We start from the raw sequence: 17,683 nt of genomic DNA, 5'->3' as shown, positions 1-17,683 counted from the left end.
TAATTGTTGATAATACCAGATTTATGCTAGTCTTAAATTAATATAGAATGTTGGGAGATACATGAATGCTCACAAACAACTCACCCAAATTAGCGATTATGATTATTTTTCAAATTGCATGTTTAAAATTAATATTTACATATTCAGATAGCTTGTTGAATTTTTCTACACTGAATTATAGATTGTTAAAATTAGTGATTGGAATAGGTGCTTTTGCGTTCTTTGCATATCAAGAAATTCAATTGGCTAACAACCATGATTAACTTTATTAAGGAGTGACATTATGAAAATTGAAACGGTTGCCCTAGATGATCAAAAAATTAGTTTATTAGATATATATCAAAGCAATACTGATGAAAAATTACCTGGTTTGGTGATTATCGGTGGCGGTAGTTATAACCCAATTCGCGAGCGTGATTCTGAGCGGGTAGCTGTCACTTTTGCGACGCAAGCTTTTCAGACGTTTGTCGTTAAGTATCCGGTAGGAGAAAATCGCAGTTATGAAGGGGCGAAGCAAGCAATCGCTGCAGCGTTCAATTATGTAACTGCTCATGCCGACGAACTCCAAGTTGATGTCGATAAACTTGGCATTATTGGGTTTTCTGCCGGTGGTCAGTTGGCTGCTGCTTACGCTAATGATCATGAAACCTTGGCAAATTACGCAATCCTCGGTTATCCAGTAATTAAACCAACGCTAGATGAACGAATGGGCGTTAAGACTGAAGATATTGTTACATTAGTATCGTCAACCACACCACCAACTTTTATTTTTGGCGCTGTTCAAGATGAGTTGACACCGTTTACCGAGCACATTTTGCCATACACCAACGCGCTGGCCGATCACCACGTGCCATTTGAACTTCATGAATTTGCATCCGGTAATCATGGCATGGGATTAGGCAACAAGTATACTGGTGTTGTCAATGGCGACCGCGTGGATGAACATTTCTCAAAGTGGTTTGAATTAGCAATTGATTGGCTAAAACAGATTATTTAAGCTGGAGGCGTTTTAATTTGGATTCCCATACTTTAAATGCATTTTCCGCCAATATTGAGTTGACTGGCCGCCAAGCGGAAGTGTTAACGCAAATCACTAAGTTCACATATCGCTACCAAGGTACTGATGAACACGCCGTTTTCGTGTTGATGGGTGATGCTGGTACGGGTAAGAGTGTAATCTTAAACCAATTGTTTACTAAATTAGCGCAGGAGTTACCTAATAGTTATTTTTTGGTCAACCATCCAGAGTTATTGAAGGTCTACCGTGAGCTGGCCGGTAAGACACCCGGAATGTTAAAAAAGTATTATCAACGGCCGACTTCGTTTATCAATCAAATGCATAAGCAAAATCAGCAGGTGGATTTAACAGTTATTGATGAAGCACACTTATTGTTAAGTAAACCAGATCATTACAATAACTATTATGGCGATAACCAATTAGAAGATATCATTAAGCTAAGTCGGGTTACAGTAGTAGTATTTGATCCAGCTCAGGTGTTAAAAACCAAAAGTTTTTGGAATAGTCAGCGTCTAATGGAACTGCTGGCTCCTTATCCGCATGAGGTGGTTCACTTAAAGAAACAGTTTCGGATGCAAGCTAACTCAGAGCTAATGGCGTGGTTAGATAATTTGGTTGCTGGTCAACCGATTACTAAGCTGCCTGAATCTGGAGACTACGATTTACGAGTATTTGCCGATGCCCAGAAAATGTATCAAGAAATTATCAAACAGAATCGGCGAGTTGGTTTATCCCGGATGACGGCCACTAGTGGTTATCCATCAACTTTGGATGGTGGTAAACATTTAGTTAATGAAGGAAACTTTCATTTGCCATGGGACCAGTATAATTTTTCGTCGACTCCGTGGGCTGAACAAGTCCAAACAATTAACGAAGTTGGCAGCATTTACACGGTGCAGGGGTTTGATCTGAACTATATTGGAATAATCGTTGGTCCGCCATTTTATTTAACTGATGATCATGCGCTGGGAGTTGATCCAAGCAAGGCGACAGATTTGGAAGTGTTTAAGCGGCGGCCGGATATGACTGATGAAGAAATTAATGAAAGTAAGCAATTATTGCTGAGAAATGCGCTTAACGTCTTATTGAGACGAGGAATTAAAGGGATGTATCTGCATGCTCATGATGAAAAGCTAGAGTCATTCCTTGAAAAGGTTACGACAATATAGGAGAATTTACTGTGAGCAGACGTTAGGGGGAAACGGTATGAGTAAATATTCCGCTTGGATAATTGGCATTATTATCATTGCTACGCTTGGCTTTGGGATGTTGTATTATCAAAACATGGCTCGGGATTATTATTATGGCCAGGTAGGTGAATTGGCTAATGTTGATACCCATAAGGGTCATCATAACCCAGATGTTTATTGGTATAACATCAAAGGATACGATCGCCATGGTAATTTCCGGGAGTTACACGTTGGTTCATATCAAGGACATAAATTTACCAAGGGCCGTTATCTAAAAATTGGCTGGTCACAACATAAAGGTGTGATTGACTACAAACGAGTTAATCGTAGCCAAATTCCAGCTGAAGCGTTAAAGAAAATTGATCAACATAAGTAAAACCAAAAAGCAGCTGATAAGTAAATTACTTATCAGCTGCTTTTTAATTATAGAAATGAAGCCAGGTTATTAAGCATGTGTAATCCGATGTTAAATCGAATATCGCGATAGTGAATGTATGAATAAGATAGGAACAGTCCTAGGATAGAATACATTATCCAATTAAGATCAAATTGCATTTCATGAGCAAATCCAAAGATCAAGGCACTGGTCACCATGGCTAAAATATTATTCAATCGATTATCTTTGTTAAAGAAATAGTTCATGTAGATGCCACGAAAAATTAGTTCTTCAAAGATTGGTGCCAATAAGATGGAGTAAATGCCATTCCAAATTGGCATTTTTAATGATTGCTCGGCTACAGCTGTCTGATTTTCAGGCATATTGATGATACCACTGGAGATTAGCCAAGCCCAACCATATTGAAAAATCATCATACCAATGAATAGGGCCAGCATGAACCACAATTTGTTAGCGGTCATTGACTTATGACTAAATCCTCGGGGATTGGCAGTGTCTAGTTGACGATAGTAACGCCAACCGACGATGCTTAAAGCGATGGCCGTAGCAATTAATCCAATTCCTAAGACATATTGAGACTTCACCGGATCATTTAAGTAGAAAGTTGTTAACTGAAAGATCGATGATGAAATTAGATAAATTGCCACAAACCCAAGCCACTTTAAAATTTGTAATATTTTAGTTAGCAGATAGCGTGAGGTGGTTTTCATTTAATCAAATACGGTAATTTCAATGCGATTTTTATCAGGGTCCAGAATCGTGATTGAAGTTGCCTTTCTCCTTAGTTCATTAGTTTCATGAGGGTCTTCAACAATATCAACAAAGTAATTGATTAGATGAGCATGAATGTTGTCCATGGTGTCTTTATCGATGAAGCCAAATTCGACTGGGTAGTCAACTCGTTCAACTGGTTTGAACTTGATAAAGTGCTTATTTAGTTGGGCGCCTTGAGAGCATCATTTAACTCAATGATGGGAAGATCAAATACTTCATGGTAAAATCTGAGACTGGCATCAAGATTGGTAACGGGGATAGTAATATACTCGACTTCTCTTACGTTCATAATTAAACATCCTTTTTTAAAAAGTACTTCAATTATATACCATTTTATCGGTTTGCAAAGGTTGACTAGAAATTGAAATGGGAGTAGCGTATGGGTTTGTATGATTATTTCGAATTTATTAAGGAGTTGCATTAAATGCCACTGTTAGAAGTATCAGATCTTTCAATGAGTTTTGCGGAAAAAGATCTGTACCAAGATGCCGAGTTTCAACTAGAAAAGGGCGATCACATGGGAATTGTTGGTCAAAATGGGGTTGGTAAATCAACTTTAATTAAGATCATCACCGGAAGTATCCTCCCTTTATCTGGAAACGTTAAATGGCAAAAAAATATTAAAATTGGCTACTTAGATCAGTATGCCGATGTTGAAGAAGATCTGACGTTAACTGATTTTTTGAGAACTGCATTTGCTGATATGTATGAAAAGAATCGGCAATTAACCAAGATTTATGAAGATTATGCCGAAACTGGCGATGATAAATTAATGGAACGAGCTGGTCAACTTCAGGATGACTTGGATGCCGGTAACTTTTATGAACTTGATACTGAAATCGAACAAACCATTGTTGGTCTAGGCTTGGATAGTATTGGCCGTGATCACTTAGTTGGTAAGATGTCAGGTGGTCAACGTTCAAAAGCGATTTTAGCTAAGATGCTACTTGCTAATCCTGATGTGATCTTGCTTGATGAACCTACTAACTACTTAGATACTGCTCAAATTGATTGGTTAGTTGAATACATTAATAGCTTTAAGGGTGCTGTACTAGTTGTCTCTCATGATTATGATTTTCTAGAACAAATCACCAATTGTATTATTAATGTTGCCTTCGGTAAATCACTAAGTATCGTGGTAGCTTCAAAAAAGCAATGCGTCAACGTGAAGAGCGCGAAGAGTTCCAACAAAAACAATTTGATAAGCAACAAGTTGAAATTGAAAAAGCTGAACGGTTTATCCGGAAGAATAAAGCTGGTTCTAAGTCAACAATGGCTAAATCTCGTGAGAAGAAATTAGCGCGAATGGAAAAGGTTGATCCACCTTCGACTAATATCCAAGCTAGCTTCAACTTCCCATATGCTGATACTGGTTCTCATGAGGCCTTGGTGGTTGATAAATTATCCGTTGGATATAACAAACCATTGTTGGAACCTGTAACGTTCTCAGTGACTATGGGCGAAAAAGTTGGCTTTAGTGGATTTAATGGGGTTGGTAAATCAACGTTAATTAAGACCATTCTTCAACAAATCCCTGCTAAGGGCGGGGATGTTAGTTTCTCACCTTCAGCTAAAATTAATTATTTTAGTCAGGAATTGATTTGGGATAATAATCAAATGACTCCAATGCAAATTATTTCTGACGAGTATCCTAAGATGAATCAAAGATCAATCAGAACTAAGTTGGCTAAATGTGGATTGGATGCTCAAAATGCAATCAAACCTATTGGTCAACTTTCTGGTGGGGAACAGACTAAGGTTAAGCTAGCCTTGATGGAATTCAAAGATAGCAATTTCTTGATAATGGATGAGCCCACTAACCATTTGGATGAGGAAACTAAGGAAGCTTTGAAGCGTTCAATTGACCGATTCCCAGGAAATGTTATTATTGTTAGTCATGAGAATAGTTTTTATGACGGGTTAGTCGATAAGGTTCTCAATGTTGAAAAACTTAGCCTTCGTAATCGCGAAGAAGATGAAATTTAATAGGAGCGTGAAATTATGTATCCACAATTAGATTTAGCAAATGCCAAGGGAACTAAGGTCACTATGGCAACTAACCATGGGGACATTCAAATTCAATTATTTGATGATTTAACCCCTAAGACGGTTAAAAACTTTGTTGAATTAGCTAAAACCGGTTATTACCAAGATGTGATTTTTCATCGAGTAATTCCTGATTTTATGATTCAAGGTGGCGATCCTACTGGAACTGGTATGGGTGGCGAAAGTATTTACGGTGCGAAATTTGAAGATGAATTCTCAAACGAATTATTTAACTTCAATGGAGCCCTTTCAATGGCTAATGCTGGTCCTAACACTAATGGTAGCCAATTCTTCATCGTTTCAAGTGAAAACATGCCTGCGAACATGATTTCTGAAATGGAAAGGGCTGGTTATCCTGCCGAAGTTGTTGAAAAATACAAGAATGGTGGAACTCCTTGGTTAGATCACAGACACACAGTCTTTGGCCAAGTAATTAGTGGTATGGATGTGGTAAAAGAAATTAGCAGCGTTGAACGTGATGCGTCTGATAAGCCACTTGAAGATGTTGTAATTAAAGACATTACTGTTGAATAGTAGAAAAGCGTATCCGATTAAGGACACGCTTTTTTATTTGTACGGGGTTGCATTGATTCTCTGAATGGTTACTGGTAAGATAATTTAGTTGGTTAAATGCCTGTAGCTTGGGCAAATTACGAATTTATGGAATAAGAGGATAATATGAAATCTTTTAACTTCGCTTCTTCATCCTGGTGTTGATTTCATTCACGCTGGGGTGCGGTGAGTTTTTAGTATCGGGAATCTTAAATGATTTAGCAAACTCTTTCAATCATTCTTTAGCGAGTGTGGGCTTACTGGTAACGATTTTCGCGCTAGTCTATGCAATTTGTACGCCATTAATTACGCTGTTTGTGGGGCGATTTCGGTATTATCAAACCTTCAAGATATTGATGGTAGTTTACATTGCTGGACTAGTGATGAGTGCACTGGCAACCAGTTATTTAATGATGGTCATTGCGCGGATTGTTACGGCTGCAGTTTCAGGGGCCTTACTGTCAGTTGCGTTGACATTTGGTAATGCGATTGCTCCAGCAGAAAAACGCGGCTTCACAATTGCGTGGATTTTTTCTGGCTTTAGTATTGCTAGTGTGGTGGGGTTACCAGTTGGAACCTACGTTGCCCATATTGCAGGTTGGCATAGTGCTTTTTGGGTTGTGGCAATCTTATCGATCATCACGTTTGGCTTGAGTCTATTATCTCTTCCTAGTGACTTACAAGCTGATTACGATGATGCTCAAGGAAGTCCACTAGTACTATTAAAAGATCCGTTAATTTGGTTGGGCGTATTGGTGCCGCTATTCTGGTCGGCCGGAATCAACACTTTCCACACTTATATTGCCCCAATTATCACTGATGTTCTGCACTTTGGGCCGGTGATGTTAAGTACGATTCTAGCCATTATTGGGGTTATTTCAATCGTTAGTAGTCAGATATCGGGAATCTTAGCTAATCATCATGGATTACGAAAAATGCCGGCAATCTTTATTATAGAAATTTGCTTGTTCCTAGCAGTTGGTTTTGCATATAATAATGTGTTGTTAGCATTAACCTTGATTTTCTTGATGGAATCGATGTTCAACTTCTTGGGATCGTCAATCACTATTCATTTTTTAGATGTGGCGGAAAAATTTTATCCCCAATCAGTGGTGTTTGCATCATCATTGAATCCAGTATTCTTTAATTTAGGAATTTCATTGGGCTCGGCTAGTGGAAGTGTCATTATTAGCAACTCAGGATTGAAGGACATTAATTATGGTAGTATTGGTTTTATTATGGTGGCGTTTGTCATCTTAATAATACTGAATAGATTAATTGTTAGTAGTGGTTTAGATAAAGAAGCCTAAATAAAAGCGATGACTGATTTTTCAGCCATCGCTTTTTGTATAAATTATTAACCTTTAAATGTTCCAGCTTCAACTTCGCGAATGAATGTTGCCAAGTGATCGTAGTAAACATTCGGATTATCAACCATGTGGTGGTGTCCACCTTCTGGAGTAGAAACGAATTGGGCATGAGGAATCATTTCAGCCATACGTTTACCAGTAGCAACTGGCATTGATTCATGTTCACCAAAGGTAACTAGGGTTGGTACCTTGATGTTTTTGAGTTTATCAGTGAAGTTCCATTCGCCTAATTTACCAGTGATAACAAATTCATTATCACCTTGGAAGGCCCCGTAAATATCGGTATTCATGGTACTAATTAAGTGATCAAGGGTTGAAGGTTGTTTCCGGTCAATGAAGTTCTTGTTGAGAATATCAACTAATGCTTGGTATTCTTCATTATCGTAATCATTTTTAGCTTCACATTCCTTCATGAATGCAAGTTGTTCAGGAGTAAATGTCTTTTCCCGAATTTCTGCTAAGTGTTCAGTGTAATCAGTGATGTTGTCAACCATTGAAGAAACGATTGCACCTTTCAAATGATCGCCGTATTTTTCAGCGTACATTTGCACTAAAGCGCCACCCCATGATTGGCCAATCAAGTAGAACTTATCAATGCCAAGCTTTTGGCGAACTTCTTCAACCTCGTCTAAGAAGTAGTCGTAATTAAGAATTGCTTCACTAACTTTAGGATCTGAAAAGTCAGGACTATCAGAGTACCATGAACCTAATTGATCATACATGTGAACTTGAACGTTAAGCCCTTGCTTTTTAAGTTGTTTAGCGGCATCTTCCCAGTATTCGTGATTACCACCGGGGCCACCATGAAGGGCAAGCAAATGAATGTCGCCTTCACCTTGAGTATTAGTCCAAAGATGGTAGCCATTATCTAATGTGATGATTTTTGTTCCTTGACGCATGTTATCACCTATCCTTTGTAATTTAAGTTAAATGATACCACTTTTCGGGCATAAAATTTAGCCTCTATTGAATTGGAATAGTAATCGTTGATTTACTTAGATCGACTTGGTAGTTGATTTCCTGATTGGTGCGGATGGTGAAATCAAGATCAGCAGAGAATAAGATGATACCAACTTGATGGCCTTTAGCAACTTTGAAAATTTCTGGTTCAAGATCGAAATCAACTTGATAAGCGATTCCGGGTTGAACGTCATCAACTTGATAATTGTTGTGACGATTTTGCATGTTGATGTGGCCATCAGTAATCTTTTTGTACTGTGAAGCTTTCTTTTCGTATTCGAATTCACGGAGATTATCTTTGCGCCAGTTATAACCTAGATTAATTTGTAATGGCTCTAGGATGTTTGGAGTAGCAGTTAGTCGTTTAGCTTCGCCAAAATCAACAATTTTTGCGCTTAACATGCCAATATTTTGATCACTAGTCATGTTAATTGATAGATGGATTGAACCGTTGATTGTGAGGTCTTCATTTAAAGGCTGGCTAACTAATTTAATAGTATTTTGATCAACTGTGGAAGTTGTTAGCTTATAAAGTTGTGAGCGCCACTTTGCGGTATCGGCACTGTATTCTTTGAATTGATTAGTAGCCATTTGATTATGAAATTCATTATTGTTATTAATGTTGGTAAACCAGTCATCGTTGAGGATGAACTGCTTGGTTTCAGATGATCCCCAATCAGAAACGGGGTGCCAAGTTTGCTCTTTAACGTTATCTTGAACTAAGACATCTGGTAAGACATTGTCTACATCGTTATTAATTTCGAATAACTTGTTAGTTAGCCACAGGTTTACCATATCGGAATAGTCAACTGATCGGAAATTATTTAGGTATTCATGTTGTCCTTGGTGAAGAATGGTCTTAAGGGTTAAGTGATCATTTTTAAGTAGGTTTCTTAAGTGATATGCATGAGAAGGCTTAACATTCCAGTCATTTAAACCATGAACTAACAAAACATCAGCGGTTGCTTTATCTGAGTTTAAGTAGTTTCTAGCATCCCAGAACTGATTGTAGTCACCGGTTTTGCGGTCTTCCGCTTTTTCAATAGCAGCTAGTTGATGTCCCCAAGATTCATTGGTCTTAAGATATTCACTAGCGCGTTGCTTTCGAGAGTAAGTTAGTTCTGCTAAAATATCAGCATCTTCGCCTTGAAAACCACCGGGAGCAACTACTAGACCGTTTTCGCGGTAGTAATCGTACCAGTTAGAGATACCAGCTTCGACTACCGCGGTTTTAGACCTGGAACGCCTGAAAGTATGGCTGCATTAGCTAAAGTTCCAAGGTATGATCTACCAGTCATACCCACGTTACCATTGCTCCACCAAGCTTTGATGCCAACGCTATCAGTGCGATTGGTGAAGGCAATTCGTTGATGACTTAACCACTCAATAACAGCGGTGGTTGAAATCGTTTCATCAATGCTTCCAGTGGTGCGATAACCATCAGAGTCTTTAGTTCCGATGCCAGCAGAATATACTACAGCAAAACCACGGGCCAATAAATAGTCATTTAGCGTGTAGGTCCACGTCTTGGTGAATGACTCTTCAGCAGTATCGGTTATTTGTTCAGGTTTAGTTTCTGGGGGCAACGAAGTGTTAGGATCAGCAGCCGTTACATCATCTTTAGTTAACGTATTTGGTTCCTTATGTGTTAACTGATCGTTACTAACATTGTGGGTAAGCTTATCTGCAGTCTCATCGTTAGTGCCTTGGTCATAAGGGCTGGCAGTGAATACTACGGGCACTTTAATTCCTTTATTGGTTTCGTTTGGTCGAATGACTTCTAGTTTAACCAAATCGCGGTTGCCATCATGATCTGAATCAATCGGTGCTTCAACGTAAACGACTTCCCGAATGAGTTTAGAAGTATTGAAGACCGCTTGGGCCTTTCCGTTAAAGAACAGGGGCTTTTTAAGTCCGGAATCTCTTCCAAATTGAGCATAGTATCCTTGGCCAGCTAAATAGTCAATTAAGGTTTGACCATATTTTGTTCTGGTATTTAGCATTAGATACCAAGCATCAACTAAAGCTTCACGGTTAAAGGGATCAGCTGCTTTACTAACAGGTAAGCCGAAATCACGCATGACTTGAATTGGGTTAGTTAAATCGGAGAAATCGACTCCAAGTTCGAATTGAAGTAATTGTAAAGCGACGTTATAGAACGCCTGATGAGTAATCGTAGCATTGGTTTTAGTGTATTCGTCAACACTTTGTTCAGGGGTTGCCATAATCGTTGTTAACAATCGTTCACGAGTTGCATGACCTTGCTTTTCAAGCATAAATTTCATTAAGAACTGCCGGTATAGCATTACCGGGTCAAAGACTTTTTTGGTTTTAGGAGTTAAAAAACGAATATCGGCAAGTTCTTTAACAATTTGATCGTGAGTGGTAGGAACATATGCGAATTGATTGATTTTCAAAATAATTAGCTCCGTAACAGATTAATTACCGTCATTATACATTATCTAGTGAATACTGTTGGGATGGCAGATACTTTTTGTAAATGATATTATTTATTTAAGTATTGAAATTAGATCGGAGAAGTTATGGAATACGTTGGACAAATTGCGTTAATTTTAATTGCGACCTTACTCGCTTCAGCCTTAAGTCAACGAGTAGGATTGCCCGCTGTGATCGGTCAATTACTAGTCGGTGTCTTGTTAGGCCCAGGTATTTTAGGCATCCTAACTAATAACCATTTGATGCATGTTGGCTCGGAACTAGGGGTCATCATCTTGATGTTTATTGCTGGAATTGAAAGTGATTTGGAATTGCTGAAGAAATACTTCCGCCCCGCCATCTTAGTGGCACTGTGTGGTGTGATTGCGCCAATGGTCCTATTTTACATATATGGACAATTTATGGGACAAGGATTTGAACGATCCATTTTCTGGGGAGTTATTTTTGCTGCTACATCAGTTTCTATTAGTGTTGAAGTGCTTAGAGAATTAAAAAAACTGGATACTCCCGAAGGAGCAACGATTTTGGGGGCGGCAGTGGTTGATGACATTATTGCGGTTGTCCTATTAAGTGTGTTTGTTAGTGTCTTTGGCGTAGGTGGAGATTCTGATCTTAACCTAGCAACAGCGACAATATTGCAAATTTGCTTCTTTGTGGCGGTAGTCTTTTTAGTTAAGTGGGTAGTACCATTTATTTTACGGCTAGCTGAACGACTGCCGATTTATCGATCAGTTGCGATTGTATCGCTATCGATTTGTTTTTTGATGGCTTATACCGCTGATGCCATTGGCTTAAGTGCAGTAGTGGGAGCGTTCTTTGCTGGAGTTGCTGTTTCACAAACCAAATATGAAGAAGTAATTTCTAATTCAGTAAGTTCAGTTGGTTACACGTTCTTTATTCCCATTTTCTTTGTCAGCATTGGGCTGGATATGAAGTTTGATGGTGTTATTGAGAATTTAGGTTTTCTGATTGTCATGACATTATTGGCAATTATCACCAAACTGTATGGCGGTGCATTGGGAGCCAAAGTTGCCGGAATGAGTTCACAGAGTGCGATGGTCGTTGGCTCGGGGATGATTTCTCGGGGAGAAATGGCATTAATTATTGCGCAAATTGGAATTTCAGCAAAATTGATTGCGCCTGAATTGTACTCAGAAATTATTATTGTTATTATTATCTCAACGATTATTGCACCGCTATTTTTGAAGCGGACAATTGCTAAATTAGATAACTCAAATGAGGGGAGTAATTAATTATGGCTATTGAGAACGATAGTGGGGCTATTGTTTATCAAATTCGAAACAATATGGTTTGCTATTTATTGCTACAAAGTGCAGTTGACGATTTTTGGGGCTTTCCTAAGGGTCACGTTGAGGCCGGCGAAGATTTAATGCAAACGGCGGTTCGTGAAATCTTTGAAGAGACAGATTTAACGACGACAATTGATACTAATTTTAAGCAATCGATTGAGTATGATATGAAGAATGGTAACCATAAAATCGTTAATTTTTACGTTAGTCGGGTACCAGCTAACGTGCAGGTGACCCGTCAAGAAGAGGAAATCAACTCATTTGGTTGGTTTACTTTCGATCGAGCATATGACACACTCACGTACGATAACTTGCGAGAGTTATTAGCGGATGCAGATAAGTATATTAAATCCAAAGAAAAAGTTGGCCAACAAAATGAGTAAACAACGCGTATTTGTGATCACTGGCGCGCGGGAAGCGGTAAGACAACTGTTAGAAATTACTTAACAAAGCAATTTAATATGACCCAAGTAATTACACATACAACTCGTCAGCCTCGGATCCATGAAGAAAATGGGGTTGATTACTATTTTGAAACAGAGGCTTCCTTCGGTAATAACCATTACTTGGAGTCAGTATCTTATGCGGGTAATCGGTATGGATCATCCTTTGAAGGCTTGGAGCAAGCATGGCAAAAATCAGATTTAATCACTATTGTGCTTGATACTGCTGGGGCAATTACGTATCAGCGGGAATTAGGTGACAAGGCAGTGATTATTTTCTTAAAGGTCGATGATTCAGGGACACTATTACAACGTATGAAAGCTCGTGGTGACGATACTAGCATCTTAGCTAATCGAATTAAAAGTGATGAATACTTACGAGATTTGAGTTTGCCTGATGAATTAAAAGGAAAAGCCCATGTTATTAATAACAATAATTGGGAACGGACTAAGCACTTAGTTGACGAGATTGTTGAAGAATATAGATAGTAGTAATTTGAAAGTTTAGCAAATTATTTGCTAAACTTTTTGTTTGGCTAGATTTGTTAACTGAAGGCTACATTGGTTTGTAAGGTTAGTTTTTTGTGTTACATTAGTGAAATAGTAATCGTTACATTTAACGGAGGTAATTACAAATGATTGCAGTCGAAGAAGCCACTAAAGCATTAAAGAGTAATAACTATAAAATCACAAAACAACGAATGGCCATGATTGAATATTTGGCAGACATCGCCAATCACAAATACGTTGAAGTAACGGCAGTTGATGAATTTATGCGGCGCTCATTTCCTAAGATGAGCCATAATACAATTTATCGTAATATCTCTGAATTTGAGGAAATTGGAATTGTTGAACGACAAGTTCAAGGACAGTGTCAATGTGTCAAATTTCAGTGTGATTTCAAGAATGAGCACCACCATCACTTTATTTGTAATGAATGTGGTAAAGTAACTGAACTAAAAGAATGCCCATTAAGCGCAGAAGTATTAGAACAATTGCCCGGAGTTGAGATTACTGGACACTACTTCCAAATTTATGGATTATGTAATGAATGTGCTAATTTAAAGAATAATTAATGAAAACTTTATCTGAATAACATATATTTATGTCATAATCTGGTTTAATAATTTGAGTAAGGAAGTGTATCCATGGACAATCGAATTCCACCATTACTGACGCCATTTGCAATTTTGTCGATCTCGCTAGCGCTTGGTGCGACCAATGTAGTGGTGAACAAGGTGACTGCTACAAACGAAGGGACGCCATCCCAAACTCAAACCGCGAGCCAATCAAGTTTGTCTAATAAGATTTACGGATCAACGACTAAGACTAACAAGGATAGTTCTAGTGACGACGATGCTGATAAGTCATCGACTGACAAGGATTCATCCAGCGATAAGAAGGATGAGTCTAGTCAGGATAAAGATAGCAGTAGTGATGATAGCACTGCAACAAATAAAAATTCTGAATCCCAAACTACTGAAGATAGTAGCGAACCTACTACCAGTACTAGTAAAAAGAAAACGAATACTAATAACACAACGAAGTCTAAGAGCAGCAATAGTACTAACAAGTCTGGGACGACGACTAATAGTGGTAAAAATCCACTACTGGAACCACCACTACTACGCCTACAGAAGGCGATGACCAAACTGATGGGACCACGGGGACTACTGGAACGACAGGGACTGAACGTTCAGCTAATCCTAGTACCCAACAAGGAACTACAACTAATGATAACAACTCCCAAACGACAAATGATAAAGTAACAACTCAAGGGGTGAAGACTAATGTTTAGTTTTTGGATATGGTTAATCACTATCTGGGGTATTTTAATATTAGTCCTACCTTAAAGAGCCGTATTTATACGGTCTTGGGTATATTAGGTGACTTTTATCTGTTTTATATTGCCTCAAGATTCTTAGCTAATGGATATCTTTCCCGGGGAATCTTGTTTATGTTGGTAGCAATCGTCTTGTTGTATTTTGCGATTTGTAATTTGTTTTATTACTTTACCAAGCGCCAACCTAAATTTGATTTAACGCCAAAAATTGCTAAGGCGTTGCATATTTCTAATAAGCCAAAGATAACTCAAGCTAATTCAGGAATGGGTGGCTCGGTAGTTACTAATAACATTCCAGCTAATGGGATGTTTGATGATCGGCATGTGATCCCAGCTAAGGTAACTTGTACCCCAATGCAAGAAGAAAATATAAAGCAGGTCGTTGGTATTTTGAAAGCCCAAGGATTACTTCGAGAAGACTACGGTGGTAATTCTGATCGCCAACTAGCAGAAATCCTCAAATCTACTAATGACAAGCCAGTATTTGCAATTGGTAAGGGTGTCTTACTACCTTACTTCGATATGGAACGAATCGATAATCGTTATGTTGTCTATGCAGGTTTGAATAAGGCTGAACGATTACCAGTTGGTGAAGTTTCTCGAATTGGTCTTCAATCGATAAAATCAATTGATAAGGAACAGGTTAAGTTTTTCTTAGCATCCGTAACCATTGTGGGTGGTCCATACAAGGAATTTGGCCGTTCAGCTTTGATGGAACATCAAAAAGATTATGAGATTGCCATTAAAGTTGCGTATAGTAAGCAATAATTAAATCCGACTGAAACCGGTTTAAAATAAGGTTAGTTCTTGGCTTTTAAAGAACTAATCTTTTTATTTTGCCATCGAAATTATAAAAAAATTGTACAATTCCATTGATTATCGGGTAAAATGTTAATTACTACTATAATTAATCGGATAATTATTCGGCATTGTTTCAGAGCTTATCTAGGGCTGATGATTAGCAATCTTTATTTTTAAAGTTAGGTTATTTTACATAGAAACATTTTTAACCTATGATTGATTTAGTAATAATTCTGAGATAATTCTAAGAGTTATCTTTTTACTTGGAGGAATGGGTATGGCAATGATCGAGTTTGACGATGTACAAAAATACTATGGTGATTTTCATGCATTGAAAGATATCAATCTTAAGATTGAAGATGGCGAAACAGTAGTTTTGATTGGACCTTCAGGTTCAGGTAAATCTACATTGATTCGGACAGTTAATGGTTTGGAACCGGTTCAAGATGGCCGATTGATCGTAAATGGCCAAGACTTGCAAACAACAAAACCGATATTAACCGGATTAGAAAAAATGTTGGAATGGTATTCCAACACTTTAATTTGTATGCTAACAAGACAATTTTGGAAAATATTATGTTGGCTCCTCGAATCGTGTTAAAGCGGGACGAAGCGGAAAACAAGAAGTTTGCAATGGAACTACTTGACCGAGTTGGATTAGCTGATCAAGCTGAAAAATATCCAGCCCAGCTTTCAGGTGGTCAACAACAACGAATTGCAATTGCTCGTTCACTAGCAATGAAGCCAAAGTGTTTATTGTTTGATGAACCAACTTCAGCACTTGATCCTGAAATGATTGACGATGTTTTGAATGTTATGAAAGATATCGCTAGAGATTCAAAGATGACAATGTTAGTAGTTACTCATGAAATGGGCTTTGCTCGTGAAGTAGCTGACCGAGTTATCTTCATGGCTGACGGTCAAATTCTTGAAGACGATAGTAGTGATACATTCTTTAATGGCGAACCTTCAAATGAACGAGCTCGTCAATTCTTAGGTAAAATCATTACGCACTAAAATTGTGTTCGTTGGAGGGATGATGCACTATGAAGAAAGTCTACAGGAAGCTTGGACTTTTATTTGCACTTTTAATAACCATCATTAGTTTAAGTGCATGTGGTTCGAGCGCTAAAAAAGATGTCCTCACTGAGGACAAGGCTTCTAATACCATTACTTGGGGTGTTAAAGCCGATACTAAATTATTTGGTTTGATGGATGTTAAGGATAACCAAATTAAAGGGTTTGAAATTGACCTTGCCAAAGCAATGACTAAACAAATTTTGGGTAAGAATGGTAAGGCAAGGTTCTTGCAAGTTACTAGTCAAACTCGGATGCCTTTGTTGAGAAATGGCAATATTGACGCCATTATGGCCACGATGACCATTACCCCAGAGCGGGCTAAGCAAGTTGATTTTAGCCGTTCATATTTTGATGCAGGTCAAGCCATCTTAGTAAAAGATGGTAGCCCCATTAAAAATGTGAGTGATCTTAATAAGCGTGGCGACGTGGTTCTTGGGGTTGTTGGTTCTAACTCTGTTCAAAACATTGGCAAATATGCTCCAAAAGCAAAGGTTCTACAATTAACTGATTATTCACAGGCATTAACAGCATTGAAATCTGGTCAGGGTCAAGCATTGACGACTGATAATGGTATTCTTTACGGGATGTCTGTTGAAACCCTGGTTATTCAGTAGTTGGTGGCACATTCACTAATGAACCTTATGGGGTTGCTGTTGATAAGGGCCAAGCTAAGTTCAAAAATGCTATTAATGCTGCCTTAACCAAAGTTGAAAAATCAGGCGAGTATAATCGTTTGATTAATAAGTGGTTTGGGAATGTTAAAGGATTCGACTTGAAGGGGGCATACAGACAATGATAAGTATCTTTCAAAATTATGGTGGACTGCTCTTTCAAGGATTTTGGCAAACTATCTTATGTAGTATCATCGCCCTATTCTTTGCGGTAATTATTGGTTCCGGTTTTGCCATCTTAGAAGTGGTTCCTAACAAAACGGTTCATGTTATTGCTAAGGCGTACATCGAGTTGTTTAGAAATATTCCATTATTGGTTATTACCATGTTCTTTTACGTGGTTATTCCGATGTATATTGTTAAAATTAGTGGTTTCGCTGCTGGGACAATTGGTTTGACACTATATTCTTCAGCATTTATTGCTGAAACTGTACGATCGGGGATTCAATCAGTGATCCTGGCCAAATGGAAGGGGCAAGATCAAATGGTTTAACTTTCTGGCAAGCAATGCGTTACATAGTGTTGCCACAAGCATTTAAGGTTGTTATTCCCCCATTGGGAAACCAATTTATTAACTTGATCAAGAATTCATCAGTATTAGCTTTCGTGGCTGGTTTTGATTTGATGTATCAAGGAAATGTAATTGCTTCCGACTCACTTCAAAGTATGAATGCTTATATGTGTGTTGGATTGTTGTACTTGATAATTACTTTGCCATTGAGCTATTACATGCGTCACTTGGAAAAGAAATTGGCTGCTTAAGGGAGGAAT

14 protein-coding genes and 7 pseudogenes are annotated in these 17,683 nt (G+C 38.2%); 15 read left to right on the top strand and 6 right to left on the bottom strand.

Going from position 1 to position 17,683, the window contains the following annotated elements; all coding sequences use genetic code 11:
• Window positions 1-283 precede the first annotated feature (283 nt).
• The 3 genes from NBRC111893_RS06225 to NBRC111893_RS06215 are packed head-to-tail and all read left to right on the top strand — an operon-like array spanning window position 284 to window position 2,584.
• The gene (locus tag NBRC111893_RS06225) at window positions 284-997 is read left to right on the top strand and encodes an alpha/beta hydrolase (protein ID WP_125008392.1); all 714 of its coding nucleotides are present in this window, start codon (window positions 284-286) and stop codon (window positions 995-997) included.
• Between the two features lie 17 nt (window positions 998-1,014).
• A complete protein-coding gene (locus NBRC111893_RS06220) occupies window positions 1,015-2,187 on the top strand; it encodes a DUF2075 domain-containing protein (protein ID WP_225417615.1) in 1,173 nt (390 codons plus the stop codon).
• Between the two features lie 37 nt (window positions 2,188-2,224).
• On the top strand, window positions 2,225-2,584 hold the full coding sequence (locus NBRC111893_RS06215; RefSeq protein WP_125008390.1) for a YxeA family protein: 360 nt from the start codon (window positions 2,225-2,227) through the stop codon (window positions 2,582-2,584).
• A 47-nt stretch (window positions 2,585-2,631) separates the two neighbouring features.
• Here the strand turns inward: NBRC111893_RS06215 and NBRC111893_RS06210 are convergent, their stop codons facing one another.
• From NBRC111893_RS06210 to NBRC111893_RS11270, 3 genes are all read right to left on the bottom strand, one after another.
• Window positions 2,632-3,315 (bottom strand): CPBP family intramembrane glutamic endopeptidase, encoded by a 684-nt coding sequence (locus NBRC111893_RS06210; RefSeq protein WP_125008389.1) that lies wholly within the window; start codon window positions 3,313-3,315, stop codon window positions 2,632-2,634.
• Window positions 3,316-3,462 (bottom strand): hypothetical protein, encoded by a 147-nt coding sequence (locus NBRC111893_RS11275; RefSeq protein WP_225417614.1) that lies wholly within the window; start codon window positions 3,460-3,462, stop codon window positions 3,316-3,318.
• A gap of 77 nt (window positions 3,463-3,539) precedes the next feature.
• Complete coding sequence (locus NBRC111893_RS11270; protein WP_225417613.1) at window positions 3,540-3,668, bottom strand: VOC family protein; 129 nt, start codon at window positions 3,666-3,668, stop codon at window positions 3,540-3,542.
• 135 nt (window positions 3,669-3,803) lie between these two features.
• Between NBRC111893_RS11270 and NBRC111893_RS06200 the strand changes: the two are divergent.
• From NBRC111893_RS06200 to NBRC111893_RS06190, 3 genes and pseudogenes are all read left to right on the top strand, one after another.
• Window positions 3,804-5,365, top strand: a pseudogene (locus tag NBRC111893_RS06200) (ABC-F family ATP-binding cassette domain-containing protein).
• Window positions 5,366-5,377: 12 nt separating this feature from the next.
• A complete protein-coding gene (locus NBRC111893_RS06195; protein WP_125008388.1) occupies window positions 5,378-5,959 on the top strand; it encodes a peptidylprolyl isomerase in 582 nt (193 codons plus the stop codon).
• Between the two features lie 176 nt (window positions 5,960-6,135).
• Entirely contained in the window at window positions 6,136-7,287 is a 1,152-nt protein-coding gene (locus tag NBRC111893_RS06190; protein WP_160114454.1) for an MFS transporter, read from the top strand.
• A 47-nt stretch (window positions 7,288-7,334) separates the two neighbouring features.
• Here NBRC111893_RS06190 and NBRC111893_RS06185 read toward each other — a convergent pair whose 3' ends face one another.
• The 3 genes and pseudogenes from NBRC111893_RS06185 to NBRC111893_RS12120 all read right to left on the bottom strand — a co-directional run.
• Window positions 7,335-8,246, bottom strand: a complete 912-nt coding sequence (locus tag NBRC111893_RS06185; protein WP_125008386.1) for a proline iminopeptidase-family hydrolase — start codon at window positions 8,244-8,246, stop codon at window positions 7,335-7,337.
• A 64-nt stretch (window positions 8,247-8,310) separates the two neighbouring features.
• A pseudogene (locus NBRC111893_RS12125) lies at window positions 8,311-10,310 on the bottom strand (Xaa-Pro dipeptidyl-peptidase).
• Window positions 10,308-10,724: pseudogene (locus tag NBRC111893_RS12120) on the bottom strand (Xaa-Pro dipeptidyl-peptidase); the annotation flags it as partial. The pseudogenes NBRC111893_RS12120 and NBRC111893_RS12125, both read right to left, overlap by 3 nt.
• Before the next feature lie 126 nt (window positions 10,725-10,850).
• Between NBRC111893_RS12120 and NBRC111893_RS06175 the strand changes: the two are divergent.
• The 9 genes and pseudogenes from NBRC111893_RS06175 (at window position 10,851) to NBRC111893_RS06135 (ending at window position 17,674) form a co-directional block, all read left to right on the top strand.
• Complete coding sequence (locus NBRC111893_RS06175; RefSeq protein ID WP_125008385.1) at window positions 10,851-12,017, top strand: cation:proton antiporter; 1,167 nt, start codon at window positions 10,851-10,853, stop codon at window positions 12,015-12,017.
• Window positions 12,018-12,019: 2 nt separating this feature from the next.
• Window positions 12,020-12,457, top strand: coding sequence for a bis(5'-nucleosyl)-tetraphosphatase (locus NBRC111893_RS06170; RefSeq protein WP_125008384.1), 438 nt, complete (start codon window positions 12,020-12,022; stop codon window positions 12,455-12,457).
• Window positions 12,450-13,006 (top strand): annotated as a pseudogene (locus tag NBRC111893_RS06165) (guanylate kinase). Before NBRC111893_RS06170 ends, NBRC111893_RS06165 begins: the two are co-directional and overlap by 8 nt.
• A gap of 146 nt (window positions 13,007-13,152) precedes the next feature.
• Window positions 13,153-13,593 (top strand): Fur family transcriptional regulator, encoded by a 441-nt coding sequence (locus NBRC111893_RS06160; protein ID WP_125008383.1) that lies wholly within the window; start codon window positions 13,153-13,155, stop codon window positions 13,591-13,593.
• Between the two features lie 72 nt (window positions 13,594-13,665).
• Complete coding sequence (locus NBRC111893_RS06155) at window positions 13,666-14,286, top strand: hypothetical protein (RefSeq protein WP_125008382.1); 621 nt, start codon at window positions 13,666-13,668, stop codon at window positions 14,284-14,286.
• Between the two features lie 38 nt (window positions 14,287-14,324).
• Window positions 14,325-15,128, top strand: coding sequence for a DUF6681 family protein (locus tag NBRC111893_RS06150; protein WP_125008381.1), 804 nt, complete (start codon window positions 14,325-14,327; stop codon window positions 15,126-15,128).
• A gap of 310 nt (window positions 15,129-15,438) precedes the next feature.
• Window positions 15,439-16,178 (top strand): annotated as a pseudogene (locus NBRC111893_RS06145) (amino acid ABC transporter ATP-binding protein).
• Window positions 16,179-16,207: 29 nt separating this feature from the next.
• Window positions 16,208-17,037: pseudogene (locus NBRC111893_RS06140) on the top strand (transporter substrate-binding domain-containing protein).
• Window positions 17,034-17,674 (top strand): annotated as a pseudogene (locus tag NBRC111893_RS06135) (amino acid ABC transporter permease). Before NBRC111893_RS06140 ends, NBRC111893_RS06135 begins: the two co-directional pseudogenes overlap by 4 nt.
• The last annotated feature ends 9 nt before the right edge of the window (window positions 17,675-17,683 follow it).

This window comes from Lentilactobacillus kosonis, from assembly GCF_003864335.1.
Lineage (GTDB): Bacteria > Bacillota > Bacilli > Lactobacillales > Lactobacillaceae > Lentilactobacillus > Lentilactobacillus kosonis.
The sequence above is the reverse complement of the archived record's forward strand: the minus strand, read 5'-3'. Positions and strand labels throughout refer to the sequence as shown.